The 15,385-nt window shown below is 62.5% G+C and carries 14 protein-coding genes; 8 read left to right on the top strand and 6 right to left on the bottom strand.

What is annotated here, in order from left to right; all coding sequences use genetic code 11:
* Window positions 1–83: 83 nt before the first annotated feature.
* Together SMD31_RS07840 and SMD31_RS07835 are read right to left on the bottom strand one after the other, a co-directional pair.
* Window positions 84–1,484: a calcium-binding protein gene (locus tag SMD31_RS07840; protein WP_320500254.1), complete on the bottom strand. Its 1,401-nt coding sequence runs from the start codon at window positions 1,482–1,484 to the stop codon at window positions 84–86.
* Window positions 1,485–1,657: 173 nt separating this feature from the next.
* Entirely contained in the window at window positions 1,658–2,611 is a 954-nt protein-coding gene (locus SMD31_RS07835) for a DMT family transporter (RefSeq protein ID WP_320500253.1), read from the bottom strand.
* A gap of 209 nt (window positions 2,612–2,820) precedes the next feature.
* Between SMD31_RS07835 and SMD31_RS07830 the strand changes: the two genes are divergently transcribed.
* The 5 genes from SMD31_RS07830 to SMD31_RS07810 all read left to right on the top strand — a co-directional run bounded on the left by SMD31_RS07830 (window position 2,821) and on the right by SMD31_RS07810 (window position 8,163).
* Window positions 2,821–4,905, top strand: coding sequence for a caspase family protein (locus SMD31_RS07830; RefSeq protein ID WP_320500252.1), 2,085 nt, complete (start codon window positions 2,821–2,823; stop codon window positions 4,903–4,905).
* A gap of 87 nt (window positions 4,906–4,992) precedes the next feature.
* Window positions 4,993–5,412: an iron response transcriptional regulator IrrA gene (irrA, locus tag SMD31_RS07825; RefSeq protein ID WP_320500251.1), complete on the top strand. Its 420-nt coding sequence runs from the start codon at window positions 4,993–4,995 to the stop codon at window positions 5,410–5,412.
* Window positions 5,413–5,601: 189 nt separating this feature from the next.
* The gene (locus SMD31_RS07820) at window positions 5,602–6,021 is read left to right on the top strand and encodes a rubrerythrin family protein (RefSeq protein ID WP_320500250.1); all 420 of its coding nucleotides are present in this window, start codon (window positions 5,602–5,604) and stop codon (window positions 6,019–6,021) included.
* Window positions 6,022–6,128: 107 nt separating this feature from the next.
* Entirely contained in the window at window positions 6,129–7,457 is a 1,329-nt protein-coding gene (locus tag SMD31_RS07815; protein WP_320500249.1) for a (Fe-S)-binding protein, read from the top strand.
* A gap of 109 nt (window positions 7,458–7,566) precedes the next feature.
* Window positions 7,567–8,163 (top strand): DUF3501 family protein, encoded by a 597-nt coding sequence (locus tag SMD31_RS07810; RefSeq protein WP_320500248.1) that lies wholly within the window; start codon window positions 7,567–7,569, stop codon window positions 8,161–8,163.
* Here SMD31_RS07810 and SMD31_RS07805 read toward each other — a convergent pair.
* A complete protein-coding gene (locus SMD31_RS07805; RefSeq protein WP_320500247.1) occupies window positions 8,160–8,663 on the bottom strand; it encodes an SH3 domain-containing protein in 504 nt (167 codons plus the stop codon). The genes SMD31_RS07810 and SMD31_RS07805 overlap by 4 nt on opposite strands.
* Window positions 8,664–8,936: 273 nt before the next feature.
* On the opposite strand from SMD31_RS07805, the gene SMD31_RS07800 reads away from it, so the two are divergent.
* Window positions 8,937–9,920: a 2-hydroxyacid dehydrogenase gene (locus tag SMD31_RS07800; protein ID WP_320500246.1), complete on the top strand. Its 984-nt coding sequence runs from the start codon at window positions 8,937–8,939 to the stop codon at window positions 9,918–9,920.
* Window positions 9,921–10,037: 117 nt separating this feature from the next.
* On the opposite strand, the gene SMD31_RS07795 is transcribed toward SMD31_RS07800, so the two are convergent.
* Window positions 10,038–10,922 carry a calcium-binding protein gene (locus tag SMD31_RS07795; protein WP_320500245.1) on the bottom strand — a complete coding sequence of 295 codons (885 nt, stop codon included), beginning with the start codon at window positions 10,920–10,922 and terminating at the stop codon, window positions 10,038–10,040.
* Between the two features lie 400 nt (window positions 10,923–11,322).
* Here SMD31_RS07795 and SMD31_RS07790 point away from each other — a divergent pair, with 400 nt between their 5' ends.
* Complete coding sequence (locus tag SMD31_RS07790; RefSeq protein WP_320500244.1) at window positions 11,323–12,810, top strand: CARDB domain-containing protein; 1,488 nt, start codon at window positions 11,323–11,325, stop codon at window positions 12,808–12,810.
* A 199-nt stretch (window positions 12,811–13,009) separates the two neighbouring features.
* Window positions 13,010–13,417, top strand: a complete 408-nt coding sequence (locus SMD31_RS07785; RefSeq protein ID WP_320500243.1) for a hypothetical protein — start codon at window positions 13,010–13,012, stop codon at window positions 13,415–13,417.
* Here SMD31_RS07785 and SMD31_RS07780 read toward each other — a convergent pair whose 3' ends face one another.
* Entirely contained in the window at window positions 13,418–14,179 is a 762-nt protein-coding gene (locus SMD31_RS07780) for a HesA/MoeB/ThiF family protein (RefSeq protein WP_320500242.1), read from the bottom strand.
* A gap of 176 nt (window positions 14,180–14,355) precedes the next feature.
* Window positions 14,356–15,312 (bottom strand): cysteine synthase A, encoded by a 957-nt coding sequence (gene cysK, locus SMD31_RS07775; RefSeq protein WP_320500241.1) that lies wholly within the window; start codon window positions 15,310–15,312, stop codon window positions 14,356–14,358.
* Window positions 15,313–15,385 lie beyond the last annotated feature (73 nt).

Below are 15,385 nucleotides of genomic sequence, written 5' to 3'. Positions count from 1 at the left end.
TCTTCAGTTTTGATAAATGCGCCAAGCGGCGCCTCATTCCCTCTCCCCTCGCGGGAGAGGGGAGAGGGTGAGGGGGCCTTCGCTCAAGCAAACTCGAAATTGGCCGAAGTCAGTCCCGGCGTCTCCACACCGAAACGCGTGATTGCCACGGCGGCCTCCGAGCCGGTGCCATCCGCATCCCACCAGACCGCACCTGTTGAGACCAGGAAGTAGCCGTGATCGGCGCCTGGTGCCGTGGGCAGGGTCTTGCTCGATGAGAACAGCACGTAATCCTCGATCGCCGCGTCGTCGCTGATTCCGAAGGCGGCGCGGTTGAAGGCGATGCTGTCTTCCGCGACGCTGAAGTCCTTGATCGTGTCGATGCCGGCGTCGTGTTCGAAGGTGAAGGTGTCGGCGCCTGTACCGCCGGTCAGCGTGTCGTTGCCGGCACCGCCGATGAGATTGTCATTCCCGGCATCGCCGAAGATTCGGTCATCGCCTTCGAAGCCCCACAGCAGGTCACCATCATTGCCGCCATAGAGCGAGTCGTTGCCGGCCTCGCCCACCAATTGGTCGGCGCCGTCGCCACCGGTCAGGCTGTCATTGCCGGTGCCGCCCAGCAGAATGTCATCGCCGGTGCCACCATCCAGCGTGTCATGGCCGTCATTGCCTTCCAGCCAATCATTGCCGGCATCGCCATTGACCTTGTCGGTGCCGTCTGATCCCCAGAGGTAGTCGTCGCCATCGCCACCCGACAGCGTGTCATTCCCGGCGTCGCCGACCAGGCTGTCATTGCCGGTACCGCCGGTGAGCGTGTCGATTCCGTCGCCACCCCACAGGCCGTCATTGCCCTCGCCGCCATCCAGCGTGTCATTGCCGGTGCCGCCGGACAGTTCGTCATTGCCGGCCTCCCCATACAACTTGTCGTCGCCGGCGTCGCCCCACATATGGTCGTCGCCATTGTTGCCATAAAGCTTGTCGTTGCCGGCCTCGCCGATCAGCTCGTCATTGCCCTCGCCGCCGGACATCTGGTCGTTGCCCTCACCGCCATAGAGCGCGTCCTTGCCGGTGCCGCCATTGACGAAATCGTCCCCGGCGCCGGCGGCGATGAAGTCATTGCCGTCATCGCCCCGCAGCGTGTCGACGCCGTCGCCGCCCCACATGTTGTCATTGCCGGACCCGCCGGAGACATAGTCGTTGCCGTTGTCGCCATAGAGCTGGTCGTCACCGGCATCGCCGCGCAGGGAATCGTTGTCGTCGCCACCCCAGAGGCCGTCATTGCCGTTGCCGCCGGAAAGCGTATCGGCGCCGATATCGCCGATCAGGAAGTCGAGGCCGTTGCCGCCGTTGATGATGTCGTTGCCGGCGTAGCCGAAGATGGTGTCGTTGTCGTCGACCGGTCCGTAATTGCCGGCCGCATTGCCGATGGCCCAGCCATTGATCGTGTCGGCCTCATTCGTGCCGTCGATCTGTTCCGGGCTGTTGGTGCCGAAAATTGTCGCCATTTTCACAATCTCCCCAAGACAGTTTGAATAGCCGAACCGTCAAGAAGTGTAGGAAATACGGGACTTTTCGTGCAAAAAATAAGTTGGCACTGATTCCTTTCGGAAAGTGCCGCGAAGCTTTGGTTTATGGTGTGGCCCGCGCAAGAAATGCACGGTCGGCAGCCCATTGCTTCCTATTCGACGACAGGAAGCGAGGGTAACGCCGCCTTGCGTCGGCGCGCGCGCGCCAGCACGGTCTCGCGGTGGATGATGTAGATGCCAGAGGCGACGACGACAACGCCGCCGGTGATGAGATATCGGTCCGGCGATTCACCGAAGACCAGGAAGCCAATCAGGAAGCCATAGACCAGCGCCATATAGTCGAACGGCGCCACGATCGAGACGGAGGCGCGGCGGAAGGCAGTGGTGAGGGCGATTTGCGCCGCCCCACCCATGGTGCCGATCAGCAGCAGCAGGCCGAACTCGACGCCACCGCTCGGCATGCGCCAGGCGAGATCGGGATTGAAATGACCGAAGGGCAGGGTGATGAGCGAGGCCAGCATGGCAAAGGCGGTGAAATAGAAGACGATCGTGGTCGGCGGCTCGTTGGCCGACATCTTGCGGATCGAGATCATGGCCAGCGCATAGAAGATGGCCGCGGCCAGCGGTATCAAAGCGTAGGGGTCGAAAACGCCGGAGCCCGGCCGGGTCATGATCACGACGCCGACGAAACCGACGACGACGGCGCTCCAGCGGCGCCAGCCGACTTTCTCGCCGAGCAGCGGTACAGAGAGGATGGTGAGGAAGATCGGGCCGGAGAGGCCAAGCGCAATCGCATCCGACAGCGGCAGCAGCTTATAGGACAGGAAGTAGCAATACATCGCCGACACGCCGAAGACGCCGCGCCAGAAATGCCCCCAGGGCTGAGTGGTGCCAAGGCGCAGGCGTTTCTCAACCACCAGCATGTAGCTGAGGAGCGGAATGAAGGCGAAGAGGTTGCGCACGAAGATCAATTCGCCGGTCGGGTAGCCATAGGTGTCGGAGGCATATTTGATCAGCCCGTCCATCGAGGTGAAGACCAAAACGGCCAGATTCATCAAAAGGATGGCAAATACCGGGCGGTCCGGGGCGCTGGCGGGGGCGGTCATGGATGGGGGCGATCTGATGAAATTGTGCGGGAAGAAGGTGAGCATAACGGGTCGGCGGCGAGAGAACCATCGCGGAAAACACGGGTCGGGTGCGCGCTGTCACAGGGCGCCCCATGGCCAAGGAACCGGCTTTCGCGCTAAGGAAGAAGGACCGGTGGGACGGCGGGCTCTCGTAAATGCAGGCTCTCACGAATAAGGGGTGGGTCGAGATGCTGTTTCTGTCACGCAATCCTTGGCACGTGCTGGCGACACTTGCGGCTGCGGCTCTTTTGCAACTTGTCGATCTTGCCGGTGCCGCAGCTGAGCCACGCATTGCACTGGTCATTGGCAATGCCGATTACGGCGGCGACCTGGGGCGCCTTGCCAACCCGGTCAACGATGCCAAGCTGATGGCGAAATCGCTCACGGCCGTCGGGTTCGACGTCATCACCGTGACCGACGCCGACCAGAAGGACATGAAGCGGGCGATCGGTACGTTCGGCGAGAAACTCACGGCTGCCGGTTCGGACGTGACCGCGCTGTTCTATTACTCCGGCCACGGCCTGCAGGTGGGCGGCGAGAACTATCTCATTCCGGTTCATGCCGACATCACGCGCGAAGCCGACGTCGATCTCGAGGCGGTGTCGGCCGATACCGTCTTGAAGCAGATGCAATTCGCCGATGCGCGGGTCAACATCATCATTCTCGATGCCTGCCGCAACAATCCATTGCCGCGCAGCTTCCGCTCGGCGCAGATGGGCCTGGCGCGGATCGAGGCGCCCCGCGGATCCTTCGTCGCCTACTCGACCGCACCGGGCGATGTGGCAAGCGACGGTCAAGGCAGCAACAGTCCCTACACCGCTGCCCTGGCCCAGGCCGTCACGACGCCCGGCCTCAGCATCGAAGAGGCGTTCCGGGACGTGCGTGGGAGCGTGCTGAGCGAAACGGGCAACGCGCAGACGCCGTGGGAATCCTCCTCGCTCACCGCGCCGTTCTTTTTCATGCCGGCCAAGACCGCAGGCGAGGGCGCGGCACAGGCCACGCCACTCGCCGGCGCCGCGGCGCCGGCCGGGGCCGATCAGGGCGCGCGTGAAGTCGAGCTTGCCTTCTGGAATTCGGTCAAGGACAGCAAGGATCCGGCCGATTTTGTGGCCTATCTGGAGCAATATCCCAAGGGCAATTTCGCACGGCTGGCGAGCAACAAGCTCAACCTGCTGACTGGCACGACCGCGCCTGCGGCAGCACCCCGCGACGCGCATGCGGCCGATGCCGGCGGCGCTGAAAGCACGCCCGAACAGACGGCTGCGGCACCGGCGGCGCCATCTGCAGACACACCCCAAGACCCCGCCGCCGCGGCCGCCATGTGCCGCGATGACAAGGTGCCGGCCGATACCCGCCTCGCGGCATGCCAATCGGCCCTGAGGGCAAGCGGGCTCGATGCGGCGGCCCGCGCCGATCTCAACAACGAGGTCGGTCGTGCGCAGAATGAACTGCAGCGGTATGACGCGGCCGAAGCCGCCTATCGCGAAGCCGTGAAAGACGATTCCGCCAACCCGACCTATATCGGCAACCTCGCGGCGCTGTTGCTGGACACCAGCCGCTATGACGAGGCGATCGCTGCCTACACCAAGGCCATTGCGTTGGAGCCCAAGAACAACTGGCATTACTACAATCGCGGCAATGCCTATCTCTATGCCGGCGAGCCGGCCAAGGCGGGTGCGGATTTCGATGCGGCGCTGGCCATCGACGAGAATTTCGACACGCTGGCCACGCGTGGCTATATCGCGCTGGCCGAGGGCAATGACAAGGCGGCCGTCGAGTTCACCAACCGCGCTATTGCCTATGACGGGTCACAGAACAGCCTGCAAAGCATCGCCGTCCTCTATCTTTCGGGCCGCGACAAGGATGCGATCGACATGGCCGACCGGATGATCGCCGAAGACGATGGCTATGGCTATGGCCAGATCTGGAAGGCGATGCTGCTCATGCGTGACGGCAAGTCGGGCGCAGCGCGGACCCTGCTTGGGAGCACATTGGAGGATCATCGCGAGGACTGGCCCGGCATGCTGATCAAATGGATGCTGGGCAAGTTCGATGACGAAACCCTCATCACCAAGGCAGGTGAGGGCGCGGAAGAAGACGTCCGCAACCAGCTCTGCGAGGCGCATTTCTACATGGCGGCGCGGGCCTTCGACCAGGGCGACAAGGATAGTGCCTTGAGGCATGTCAAGGCGGTGCTGGAAACCGGGGTCTACCATTACATCGAGTATTACGCCGCCGCTGCTCTGGGACGGTTGGCGGAGGCCGGGCAATAAGGGTCTGCGATGCTGTCCCGATCGCGGTCTTGAGTGATTTTAGAATTCGGCTTTTCACCCTGATCGGCTTGGATTAAGATTCTTCGCATGGAAACCCAGCGCCCGTTCACCTCGATCCTGGCCAAGCTGAAGGAAGCCGGCCTGCGGCCGACCCGTCAGCGTCTGTCGCTCGCCAAGCTGCTGTTCGAAGGTGGCGACCGGCATGTGTCTGCCGAGGATCTCCATGCCCAGGCGCTCGCCAGCCGCATCCAGGTGTCGCTGGCCACCATCTACAACACGCTGCACCAGTTCACGACGGCCGGCCTGCTGCGTGAAGTCGTGGTCGAGCCGGGGCGTTCCTATTTCGACAACAACGTGACACCGCATCACCATTTCTTCGTCGAAGGCGAAGGGCGGCTGATGGATATTCCGGCCGACAAAGTAGCCTTGAGCCAACTGCCCGAACCACCCAAGGGCATGAAGGTGGCGCGTGTCGACGTGATCGTGCGGCTTGCGAATAACTCTTAAAATCCGCATTGTGATCAGTCACTAAACAATCTCATTAAAACTATTCCAATCTGTTGACAGGCCCGAGTGGCGAGGCCTAGCATCGCCGTCAATAACGAGCTTGTCCGCGGCCCTTCCTTTCTGCCGACGGCAGTGACCGAGGCGCCGTACCAAGAAGCCCACGCAACCCATTTAGCTAGGGAGACGAAAATGGCTGCTTTGAAAGGCTCCAAGACGGAAGGCAATCTGAAAGACGCCTTCGCTGGCGAAAGCCAGGCTAATCGCCGCTACCTCTATTTCGCACAGAAGGCCGATGTCGAAGGTTATAACGATGTCGCCGCCGTGTTCCGCTCGACCGCGGAAGGCGAGACCGGCCATGCCCATGGCCATCTCGAATTCCTCGAAGAGGTGGGTGATCCCGCCACGGGCCTCCCCATCGGGTCGACCGCGCCGAATTTGAAGGCCTCGATCGCCGGCGAGACGCATGAATATACCGACATGTATCCCGGCATGGCGCGCACCGCGCGCGAAGAAGGCTTCGACGAGATCGCCGACTGGTTCGAGACGCTTGCCAAGGCCGAAAAATCCCATGCCGGCCGCTTCCAGAAAGCGCTCGACACGCTGGGCTGATCGACTGGCCTGAAAGAGACGGATCGCAGTCACTGGTCTCCCATGGGGCCGGCGGCTGCGATCATTGATTGCGATCGTTCCTGCAACCCAGCGTACGAGGGACATCGATGCGCGAAGGCAGCCTGGAAGCCCCGACCCGCCACAAGATCGACTGGCGCAACCCCGATTTCTACGACATGGACAAGATCAATGCGGAGATGCATCGCGTCTTCGACATCTGCCATGGCTGCCGGCGTTGTTTCAATCTGTGCGATTCCTTCCCGCGCCTCTTCGACCTCGTGGATGCCAGCCCCGATGAAGTGGCAGGGGTAAAGACCGAAGACTACAAGCAGGTCGTCGACGCCTGCACGCTGTGCGACCTCTGCTTCATGACCAAATGCCCCTATGTGCCGCCCCATGAATGGGCGCTCGATTTCCCGCATCTGATGCTGCGCTACCGGGCGGCCGAGCTCAAACAGGGCAAGAACGACAAGGTCTATGCCCAGCTCACCGAGACGGACCGCAACGGCAAGGTCGCCGGCATGGTGGCGCCCATCGCCAATGCCGTGGCCGGCAATGGTGCGGCGCGCCAAGTGATGGAAAAGGTCGTCGGCATCGACCACCGCGCCCATCTGCCGAAATTCCATGGCCGCACGCTGGTGCTGCGCGCGATGGAGAATAAGCCAGAGGTCAACACGGCGGCCCCTGCCTATGGCCGCAAGGCGGTCATCTATGCGACCTGCTTTGCCAATTACAACAATCCCGATATCGGCATGGCGACGCTCAAAGTGCTGGCCAAGAACGGTGTCGCGGCCGAGGTCGTCTATCCGCGCTGCTGCGGCATGCCGCAATTGGAACAGGGCAATGTCGCGCGCGTCGCCGAGCATGCGCAATCGGTCACCGAGGCGCTGCTGCCTTATGTCGAGCAGGGCTACGATGTCATCGCCCTGGTGCCGTCCTGCGCCTTGATGCTGAAATTCGAATGGCCGCTGATTTTACCCGAGGATGCCAATATCAAGCGTCTTTCCAACGCGACCTTCGATGTCGCCGAATATGTCGTCGACATCGCCAAGCGCGAAGGCCTGGCGCCGGGGCTGCAACCGCTCGACGGCGGGGTGGCCCTCCACATCGCCTGCCATGCGCGCGCCCAGAACATGGGCCAGAAGGCCACCGAAATGCTGAAGCTCATTCCCGGTGCCGATCTTGCCGTGATCGAGCGGTGTTCGGGGCATGGTGGCGCCTGGGGCGTGCTGGCCGAGAATTTCGAGGTGGCGTTGAAGATCGGCAAGCCCGTGGCGCGCCAGGCGATCAAGGCCGCGAAGAAACACGTGTCGTCCGAATGCCCATTGGCCGGCGCCCATATCCTGCAAGGGATGGGTGCCCTTGAACCGGGTGAGCAACCGGACGCACAGGCACCGCACCCCATTGAACTCTTCGCCCGCGCGTATGGATTTTAAGGGACGTCATCCCCGGGCTTGACCCGGGGATCCACAATTCGCCTGGAGAGAGTGGATGCCCGGGTCAAGCCCGGGCATGACGTCTAGCAAAAAGACAAGGATCGCGACCATGACCGCAACACGCAAAAGAGAAATCACCAAGGCCGACGTGTTGCCGGCGGCGGACTATGCCAGACAGCGCAAGGAGAAGCGCCAGGCCGTCGTTGCCTTGAAAAAGAAGCGCCGCATCGAGGTGGGGCCGGTCGCCACCTTCTATTTCGAGAATTTCGACACCATGCTGCAGCAGGTGCAGGAGATGCTGCATATCGAGAAGGGTGGCGACGCGCAGCTGGTCGATGAACTGCGCGCCTATAACCCGCTCATTCCGCAGGGTCGCGAATTGGTGGCGACGGTGATGTTCGAGATCGACGATCCGGTGCGGCGCGCGAATTTCCTGAGCCGCCTCGGCGGTGTCGAGCACACGGCCTTCATCAAGATCGGATCCGAGACGGTGAAGGGCGTGCCGGAGGAAGACCAGGACCGTACCAACGAGGCCGGCAAGGCCTCATCGGTCCAGTTCATCCACTTCCCCTTCAGCGAGGCGGCGGCAGCGGCCTTCAAGCAGGCCGGCGCGCAGGTCATCCTGGGGTTCGAACATCCCGCCTATGGCCATATGGCGGTGATGAGCGAGGAAACGCGCACGGCGCTAGCGGGGGATCTCGACTAGTCTTCCAGCATTTCCTGCGGATAGACGCCCCAGAACTCGGTCTTCATCATCCAGCCCTTATAGCCCTGGACCTCCAGGCGGCACCAATCGGCGCTGCATTCCAGAACCTTGAGGACAACGCCGGGATCGACCAAGGCCACCGGTTTGGCGCCGGCCTCGGCCGAGGCGCGCAAGGGGCGCTGGCTGTCGCGCACGATGACATGGCGCTTGCCCACCAGCAGGGTCGATTTCACCCAGCCGACGACGCCGTCATGGTCGCGGATGCGGCGCCAGATATCGAATTCCTCGATGATCTCGACCGGCAGGCCCGCGCGCTGATAGGTCCACATGATGGGATAGGTCTCGCCGGGCCCAGCACGCATGTTGACCTCGCCCGATTGCAGGCTGGCAAAGCGCGGCAAGGGCAGCTTGTCCTCGGCTGCAGCAAGGCTGCTGCCAAGCCCGAGCAGGGCCAGGAACGTGAGGATGACGGTCCTCTGCAAAACGCTCGAAAATGTCATGACCGGTCCGATTCGCATGGTTCTTCACGCGATATAGGGGCAAGCGACCCTGGTCAAGCCATTGAAACCCCGGGACCTCTTGCAAACGGCGCCTTTGCGTCAATTGCCGCCGCATTTGGGCCAGGAAAGCCCCGTCGCTGCGACGCATCCGCGCCTTGATGGCTACGTTCCAGACCACCCCCTCGACAACGAACCCAGCGGCTTGGTACGACTTGCACCAAGAAACGGAGGCCCCGAAAAGCGGGCGACCCGTGCCGGGAGAAAGCAAAAGCGATGAGCAACAAGCCTTTGGTGGTGGTGACGCGGAAACTGCCCGATGTCATCGAGACGCGGATGATGGAGCTGTTCAATGTGAAATTGAACCTCGACGACCATCCGCTCTCTCAGGCTGAGCTGATCGAGGCGGTGAAGATTGCCGATGTGCTGGTGCCGACCGTCACCGACCGCATCGATTCCGGCGTGCTCTCCCAGGCGGGTGAAAAGCTGCGCCTCATCGCCTCCTTCGGCACCGGTGTCGATCATATCGATCTGGCGACTGCCCGCCAGCGCGGCATCACCGTCACCAACACGCCGGGCGTCCTCACCGAGGATACGGCCGACATGACCATGGCGCTGATCCTCGCCACCGCCCGCCGCGTCTCGGAAGGCGAACGGCTGATCCGGTCGGGGAAGTGGCAGGGCTGGGGTCCGATGAGCATGCTGGGCCACCGCATCTATGGCAAGCGCCTCGGCATCATCGGCATGGGCCGCATCGGCCAGGCGGTCGCGCGGCGCGCCAAGGGCTTTGGCCTCTCGGTCCATTATCACAACCGCCGCCGCGTCAACGCCTCGGTCGAACAGGCGCTGGAGGCCACCTATTGGGAAAGCCTCGACCAGATGCTGGCGCGGATGGACATCATCTCCGTCAACTGCCCGCACACGCCGGCCACCTATCATTTGCTCTCGGCGCGGCGCCTGAAATTGCTGCAGAAGCATGTCTATATCGTCAACACCGCGCGTGGCGAGGTCGTCGACGAGAATGCGCTGACCCGCATGCTGGACAAGAACGAGATTGCCGGCGCCGGCCTCGATGTCTTCGAACATGAACCGGCGCTCAATCCGAAACTCTTGAAGCTCGACAATGTCGTGCTGCTGCCGCATATGGGCTCGGCCACCATCGAAGGCCGCACCGATATGGGCGAGAAGGTCATCATCAACATCAAGACCTTCGTCGACGGCCACAAGCCGCCGGACCGGGTGCTGGAAGCTCTGCTGTAATAGCCTATCTGTTGCGTCATCCCCGGGCGAAGACCCGGGGATCCACCGATTGCCTGCAGATAGAGTGGATGCCCCGGTCAAGCCCGGGCATGACGTATCGTTGCGTAGGCTCCCGCGTCAGTTCAACGCCACCGCGATATCGGTCTCGATATTCAGCGCGACCGTCTGGCCGTTTACCTGCGTTACGTAATGGTCGAAATTGTGGCCATTCTCCTGGATGCTGCCCTGGAGCGTCCAGCCGAAGCCGGTAGAACTCACGTTGTCATCCGCGCCGCCCAGGATGAAGAGGCTGCCGTCATCGGTCATGTCGAGAATATCGGCAGCATCAAGCTTGATGTCCATCGGCGCGAAGCTGGCGTCGATTTTCTCGATGCCGTGGATATGGCCGGCCTGTTCGTGAAGATCGAGCGCTACCTGGGCGGTGAGGACCAGCGTGTCCTCCCCGGCACCACCCTCGATCTTGTCCTCGACCAGGTCATTGGCGTTTACATAGATGCTGTCGTCGCCGGAACCGCCATCGACCGTGTCGTGGCCGGATCCGCCATAGAGCTGGTCTTGCCCGAAACCGCCACCCAGGATGTCGTCGCCATCGCCGCCAAAGAGCGTGTCCCAATCGGCGCCACCTTCCAGCTGGTCGTCACCGGTGCCGCCGATCAGCGTGTCCTCGCCGAAGCCGCCAAATAATTTGTCATTGTCATCTTCGCCGTTGAGGCTGTCATCGCCGTCGCCGCCAAAGAGCGCATCATCGCCGGTGCCGCCGGCCAGCGTGTCGTTGCCGGTGTCGCCAAAGAGCTGGTCGTTGCCCGCGCGACCTTCCAGATAGTCACGCCCCTCGCCACCATGCAGCTCGTCATCGCCGGTATTGCCAAAGAGCCAATCATTGCCACCGCCACCTTCGATATAGTTTCGCGTGATGCTTTCGCCGGCGATGCTGTTGTCGGCCGCGTCGCCGTAATATTCCTTCGGCCAGAAGATAATGGCCGGTCGCATGAAGCTGAACATCGGACCCTCCTCGTTAACCTGGCCGGCGGGCGATATGCCCGTCGCTCTGCAAGTTCCGTCGTGGTGGCGGGAGCGATCGTTGCGGAGGAAATCGGCTTTTGTGATGCGCTGTGCCTCGTTAACCGATTTCGCACAACCCGGTGTTTCTCGCTGGCATGAGCCGTTAGGCAGCGGGGGCTAAAAAGGCGGCAAATGAGGCCCAACCCACGGCCAGAAAGGTGCCGCGCCCTGACCTATTCTTCGCCGCTAGGGCTGTGATCGACGGCACGTTTCACCGCATCTATCTGACGATTGCGTGACCGGGTCGAACGCACCGCGCAGACCCAGCGACTGCTCCCTGAACCGATCCGCGCCTTGCCCGGGAATCCTCCCGCCAGGGCGGATCGATAGGAGGCAGGTCATGTTGAAGTATCGACTTCTTGCGCGTACCGCCACCACAGCTCTCTTCTTCTTTACCGCCGGTGCGGCGGCTTTGGCGGACATCTATACGCCGACCTCGGAATCACTGTCCGATCCGAAGATCGGCCCCGCCCTCGATGAGCAGGCGGCAGCATTGGGCACGCAGAACGGCATCATCGTCGTGCCCGACAAGAACGATTACGCCTTCGCCAAGCCCGGGAGTCTCAATTTGCCGTTTCACCTCCGTACCGAGGTCAGCAAGGACAAATGGCGGATCAAGGAATCCTACATCGTCATCGGTATCGCCCCGATCGAATCTGGCGGGCAGACCGGTTCCTGTTGCGGGGCGCTGAACGAGTTCGACCCCGCCAACTTTGCAAGCCCGGTTGCGCACGCACCCAAGAAGAAGATCGACATGGATGGCTGGTGGACGGCCGCCGTCGGCAATAACAGCCTCGGCACGCGGGCGCGGAATGCCTGCCGCAACCTCCGTCAGGATCTGGCACAACAGGGGCTCAGCCACGACGAAATATTCGGCCAGGATCGCCAGACGATCCTGCCGACGTCCTTCCGCTATGTGGCCCGGGTCGGGCACAAGAACGACACCCACGACGTGACGGAGATGGGAACGGCCTCGCGCGAATGGAAACAGTCGCAGGAGACCTGGTACAACATCGCGGTCATCTGCCAGCATGAAGCAACCCGCGATGTTGCTGGCGATCCGACACGGGTCCCGACCGGTAGCGACGACATCGCCCTGGGTTTCCAGGTGAGCCAGGCAGCCCTTGCCATCACGCCCAAGGCTTATGAAGCGAGCTGCCCGGCCAAGCTGCATCTCAATCCGACCATCGAGGCCACTGGCAAGGGTGTCGTGCGCTATCGCTTTGTGAACGAACTGGGCCACCACTCACAGGAGTTCCAGGTCAACTTCACCAAGCCGGAGGTGAAATTCCTCGATCATGTCATCAGCATCGATGCTCAAGGGAAACCCACCGATCTCGGCTTCAAGGCGCCCAAGGCCCAGGGCGGCGCCTTCGGCTTGGTGGCGCCGACTGACCCGAACCTCAAACAGGGCTATTTCCAGCTGGAGGTGCTGTCACCACACAAAAAGCTCTCCAACATCGCCGACTATTCGGTGAAATGCGTGGCGGAGACGGTGGGCGATCTCGCACCCAAACCCGATCTCGCCGATCTGGTGGTCGAGGACGTGCAGCCGGCCGGCAATCTCCTCAGCAAGGTCTTTGTCAAAGTCACCAATGTCGGTACCGGCCCGTCGACGCCGACCAATCTGAAAGCGACCAGCTTAAAGAACGGGCAGACGATCATCCGCGGTACGCTGGTGCCGGCGGTGGAACCCGGCCAGTCGCAAGTCGTGATGGCGCAGCTTGGCACGACGATCAGCTCAGCCGAACAGATCGCGATCCAGGTCGACAGCCCCAACCGGATCAAGGAAGCCGACGAGAGCAATAACGGCTTCCAGTTCAAATAAACGGCTGAACTTCTGGGGTGCCGCTCGACTCATGGGCCGGGCGGCACCTTCAATCCGTCTCGCATGCTGGAGGTTGTGGACTGCGGGTCGCGATTGACGCACCATCGTTTCCAATTCCCTGGCGTACCGCTTCAATCTTCGCAAGATTTATCAATCGTCCTGGCGCTATTCTGAGCAGCAACGGATGGAAGGGTTAGGGATGGCGAAAAGCTGGAACGACAAGCGGACCGATCCGGCGCCGCATCAGGTGAAGGTTATGGACGTCACCCGTGCCGGGGTCGAGAAGGGTGGGCGCATGCTGCTCCCTTCCGTCCGGCTCATCGACGATTTTATCCGCGCCGTGCCGACGGGGCGCTCGATTGGCAATGCCGAGATGCGCGCGGCACTTGCCAAGCGCCACAAGGCCGATGGCTGCTGCCCCGTCTATACCGGCTATCACTTGCGCACCTGCGCCGAGGCAGCCATTGAAGATCACGAACGGGGCGTGCCGGTGGCGAAGTTGACACCTGTGTGGCGCGTTCTCGACGACAATGCGCCGACGCTGAAGAAGCTGAGCGCGCGGGGGCGCGCCTTTATCGAAGCGCAGCGGAAGAAGGAAGGGTTGTGATCAATGCCCGCAGGTCGGGCAGTGCGGGTCGCGCTTGAACCTCACCTCGCGGAAGGCCATCGAAAGCGCATCGAATAGCACGAGGCGACCGGACAGGGTGTCGCCGATGCCCAAGATCTCCTTCAGCACTTCCGTTGCCTGCAATGACCCCATGACCCCTGCGACGGGGCCAAGGATGCCGGCCGTCTCGCAGCGGGGAATGAGGTCTTCCGGCGGCTGTTCGGGGAAGAGGCAGCGATAGCAGGGGTGGGGTTCCCCGAGATGCGCCTTGAAGGTCGATATCTGTGCCTCGAAGCGCAGGAGTGCCGCCGAGACCAGCGGCTTCTTCAGCAGGTAGCAGAGATCGTTCAAGAGATAGCGCGTGGTGAAATTGTCGCTGCCATCGGCCACCAGATCGAAGCGCGCGATAATGGCTTCGGCGTTATCGGCGTTGAGGCGCGCGGCGATGGGCTCAATGACGATATCGGGATTGAGGGCGCGGAGCCGCCGCGCGGCACTTTCGACCTTCGCCTGGTCGACAGAGGCATCGTCATGAATGACCTGGCGCTGCAGATTGGTGACGTCGACCGTGTCGTTGTCGATGACGCCGATGGTGCCGATGCCGGCCGCCGCCAGATAGAGCAGCAGCGGCGCACCCAGGCCCCCGGCGCCGACCACCAGCACCTTGGCAGCGAGCAGCTTCAACTGCCCTTCTTCACCCACTTCATCGAGGATGACGTTGCGGGCGTAGCGTTCCAGCTGGCGGTCGGTGAGTTCGTCCATAAGCGTCTCGTCTTTCTAACGCCCCCTCTCCCCGACCCTCCCCCACCGTCGGCGAATGCCGACATTCGTCGGCGGGCGGGGGGAGGGAGCTCACCGAGTTCGTTGCGGCGTCTAGGACAGGTAGGCTCTAGTCCCCTCCCCCCAACGTGGGGGAGGGTTAGGGAGAGGGGGCTTCCTTACTCCAGCCCCTCGAACAGCGCCGTCGACAGGTAACGTTCGGCGGAGGAGGGGAGGACCACCAGGATGCGCTTGCCGTCATGGCCGGGGCGCTGGCCGATCTCGATACCGGCGGTGAGCGCCGCTCCCGACGAGATGCCGACCGGCATGCCTTCGATCTTGGCCACTTTGCGTGCCATGGCGAAGGCGTTGGCGTTGGAGATGCGCAGCACCTCGTCGATGATGCCGCGGTTCAACACTTCCGGGATGAAGCCGGCGCCGATGCCCTGGATCTTGTGCGGGCCGGGCTGGCCGCCGGAAAGGACCGGGCTGTCCTCGGGTTCCACGGCGATAATCTTCACGCCGGGAATTTCCTTCTTCAGGATCTCGCCGACACCCGTGATGGTGCCACCGGTGCCGACGCCCGAGACGAAATAGTCGAGCTTGCCGCCACAATCGGCGATGATTTCCTGCGCCGTGGTGTGGCGGTGCACTTCCGGATTGGCAAGGCTCTTGAACTGCTGCGGGATGACGGCGCCGGGGGTGGCGGCCGCCAATTCCTCGGCTCGCGCGATGGCGCCCGACATGCCGCGGGCGGCCGGCGTCAATTCAAGTTCGGCGCCCAGCAGGCGCAGCATCTTCCTGCGCTCCAGCGACATGCTTTCCGGCATGGTGAGGATCAGGCGGTACCCCTTGGCGGCGGCCACGAAAGCAAGGGCGATGCCGGTGTTCCCCGAGGTCGGCTCGATGAGCGTACCGCCCGGCTGCAGCTTGCCCGAGGCTTCCAGCGCCTCGATCATGGCAAGGCCGATGCGGTCCTTGACCGAGGAGAGCGGGTTGAAGAATTCCGCCTTGCCCAGAAGGTCGGCCTTCACCCCTTCGGCGCGCGCCAGCTTGCCCAGGCGCACAATCGGCGTCGCGCCGATGGTGGCGAGGAAGTTGTCATAGATCTTGCCGCGGAAGGTAGCTTTGCTCATGGGTCTTGTCCTTGTCTAGCAGTCGAGAGCCCGTTTGCCGGGCCGTTATTGGGTGGCCGTTTATTGGGTGGCC

The organism is Dongia rigui (assembly GCF_034044635.1).
Classification (GTDB): Bacteria; Pseudomonadota; Alphaproteobacteria; order Dongiales; family Dongiaceae; genus Dongia; species Dongia rigui.
Note: the sequence above shows the minus strand (reverse complement) of the source record. Positions and strands in the feature narration are given on the sequence as shown.

What these genes read in the sequence shown, in the direction of transcription:
- SMD31_RS07840 (WP_320500254.1), bottom strand. Translation starts at nt 1,484, where the DNA reads ATGGCGACAATTTTCGGCACCAACAGCCCGGAACAGATCGACGGCACG.
- SMD31_RS07835 (WP_320500253.1), bottom strand. Translation starts at nt 2,611, where the DNA reads ATGACCGCCCCCGCCAGCGCCCCGGACCGCCCGGTATTTGCCATCCTT.
- SMD31_RS07830 (WP_320500252.1), top strand. Translation starts at nt 2,821, where the DNA reads ATGCTGTTTCTGTCACGCAATCCTTGGCACGTGCTGGCGACACTTGCG.
- irrA (WP_320500251.1), top strand. Translation starts at nt 4,993, where the DNA reads ATGGAAACCCAGCGCCCGTTCACCTCGATCCTGGCCAAGCTGAAGGAA.
- SMD31_RS07820 (WP_320500250.1), top strand. Translation starts at nt 5,602, where the DNA reads ATGGCTGCTTTGAAAGGCTCCAAGACGGAAGGCAATCTGAAAGACGCC.
- SMD31_RS07815 (WP_320500249.1), top strand. Translation starts at nt 6,129, where the DNA reads ATGCGCGAAGGCAGCCTGGAAGCCCCGACCCGCCACAAGATCGACTGG.
- SMD31_RS07810 (WP_320500248.1), top strand. Translation starts at nt 7,567, where the DNA reads ATGACCGCAACACGCAAAAGAGAAATCACCAAGGCCGACGTGTTGCCG.
- SMD31_RS07805 (WP_320500247.1), bottom strand. Translation starts at nt 8,663, where the DNA reads ATGACATTTTCGAGCGTTTTGCAGAGGACCGTCATCCTCACGTTCCTG.
- SMD31_RS07800 (WP_320500246.1), top strand. Translation starts at nt 8,937, where the DNA reads ATGAGCAACAAGCCTTTGGTGGTGGTGACGCGGAAACTGCCCGATGTC.
- SMD31_RS07795 (WP_320500245.1), bottom strand. Translation starts at nt 10,922, where the DNA reads ATGTTCAGCTTCATGCGACCGGCCATTATCTTCTGGCCGAAGGAATAT.
- SMD31_RS07790 (WP_320500244.1), top strand. Translation starts at nt 11,323, where the DNA reads ATGTTGAAGTATCGACTTCTTGCGCGTACCGCCACCACAGCTCTCTTC.
- SMD31_RS07785 (WP_320500243.1), top strand. Translation starts at nt 13,010, where the DNA reads ATGGCGAAAAGCTGGAACGACAAGCGGACCGATCCGGCGCCGCATCAG.
- SMD31_RS07780 (WP_320500242.1), bottom strand. Translation starts at nt 14,179, where the DNA reads ATGGACGAACTCACCGACCGCCAGCTGGAACGCTACGCCCGCAACGTC.
- cysK (WP_320500241.1), bottom strand. Translation starts at nt 15,312, where the DNA reads ATGAGCAAAGCTACCTTCCGCGGCAAGATCTATGACAACTTCCTCGCC.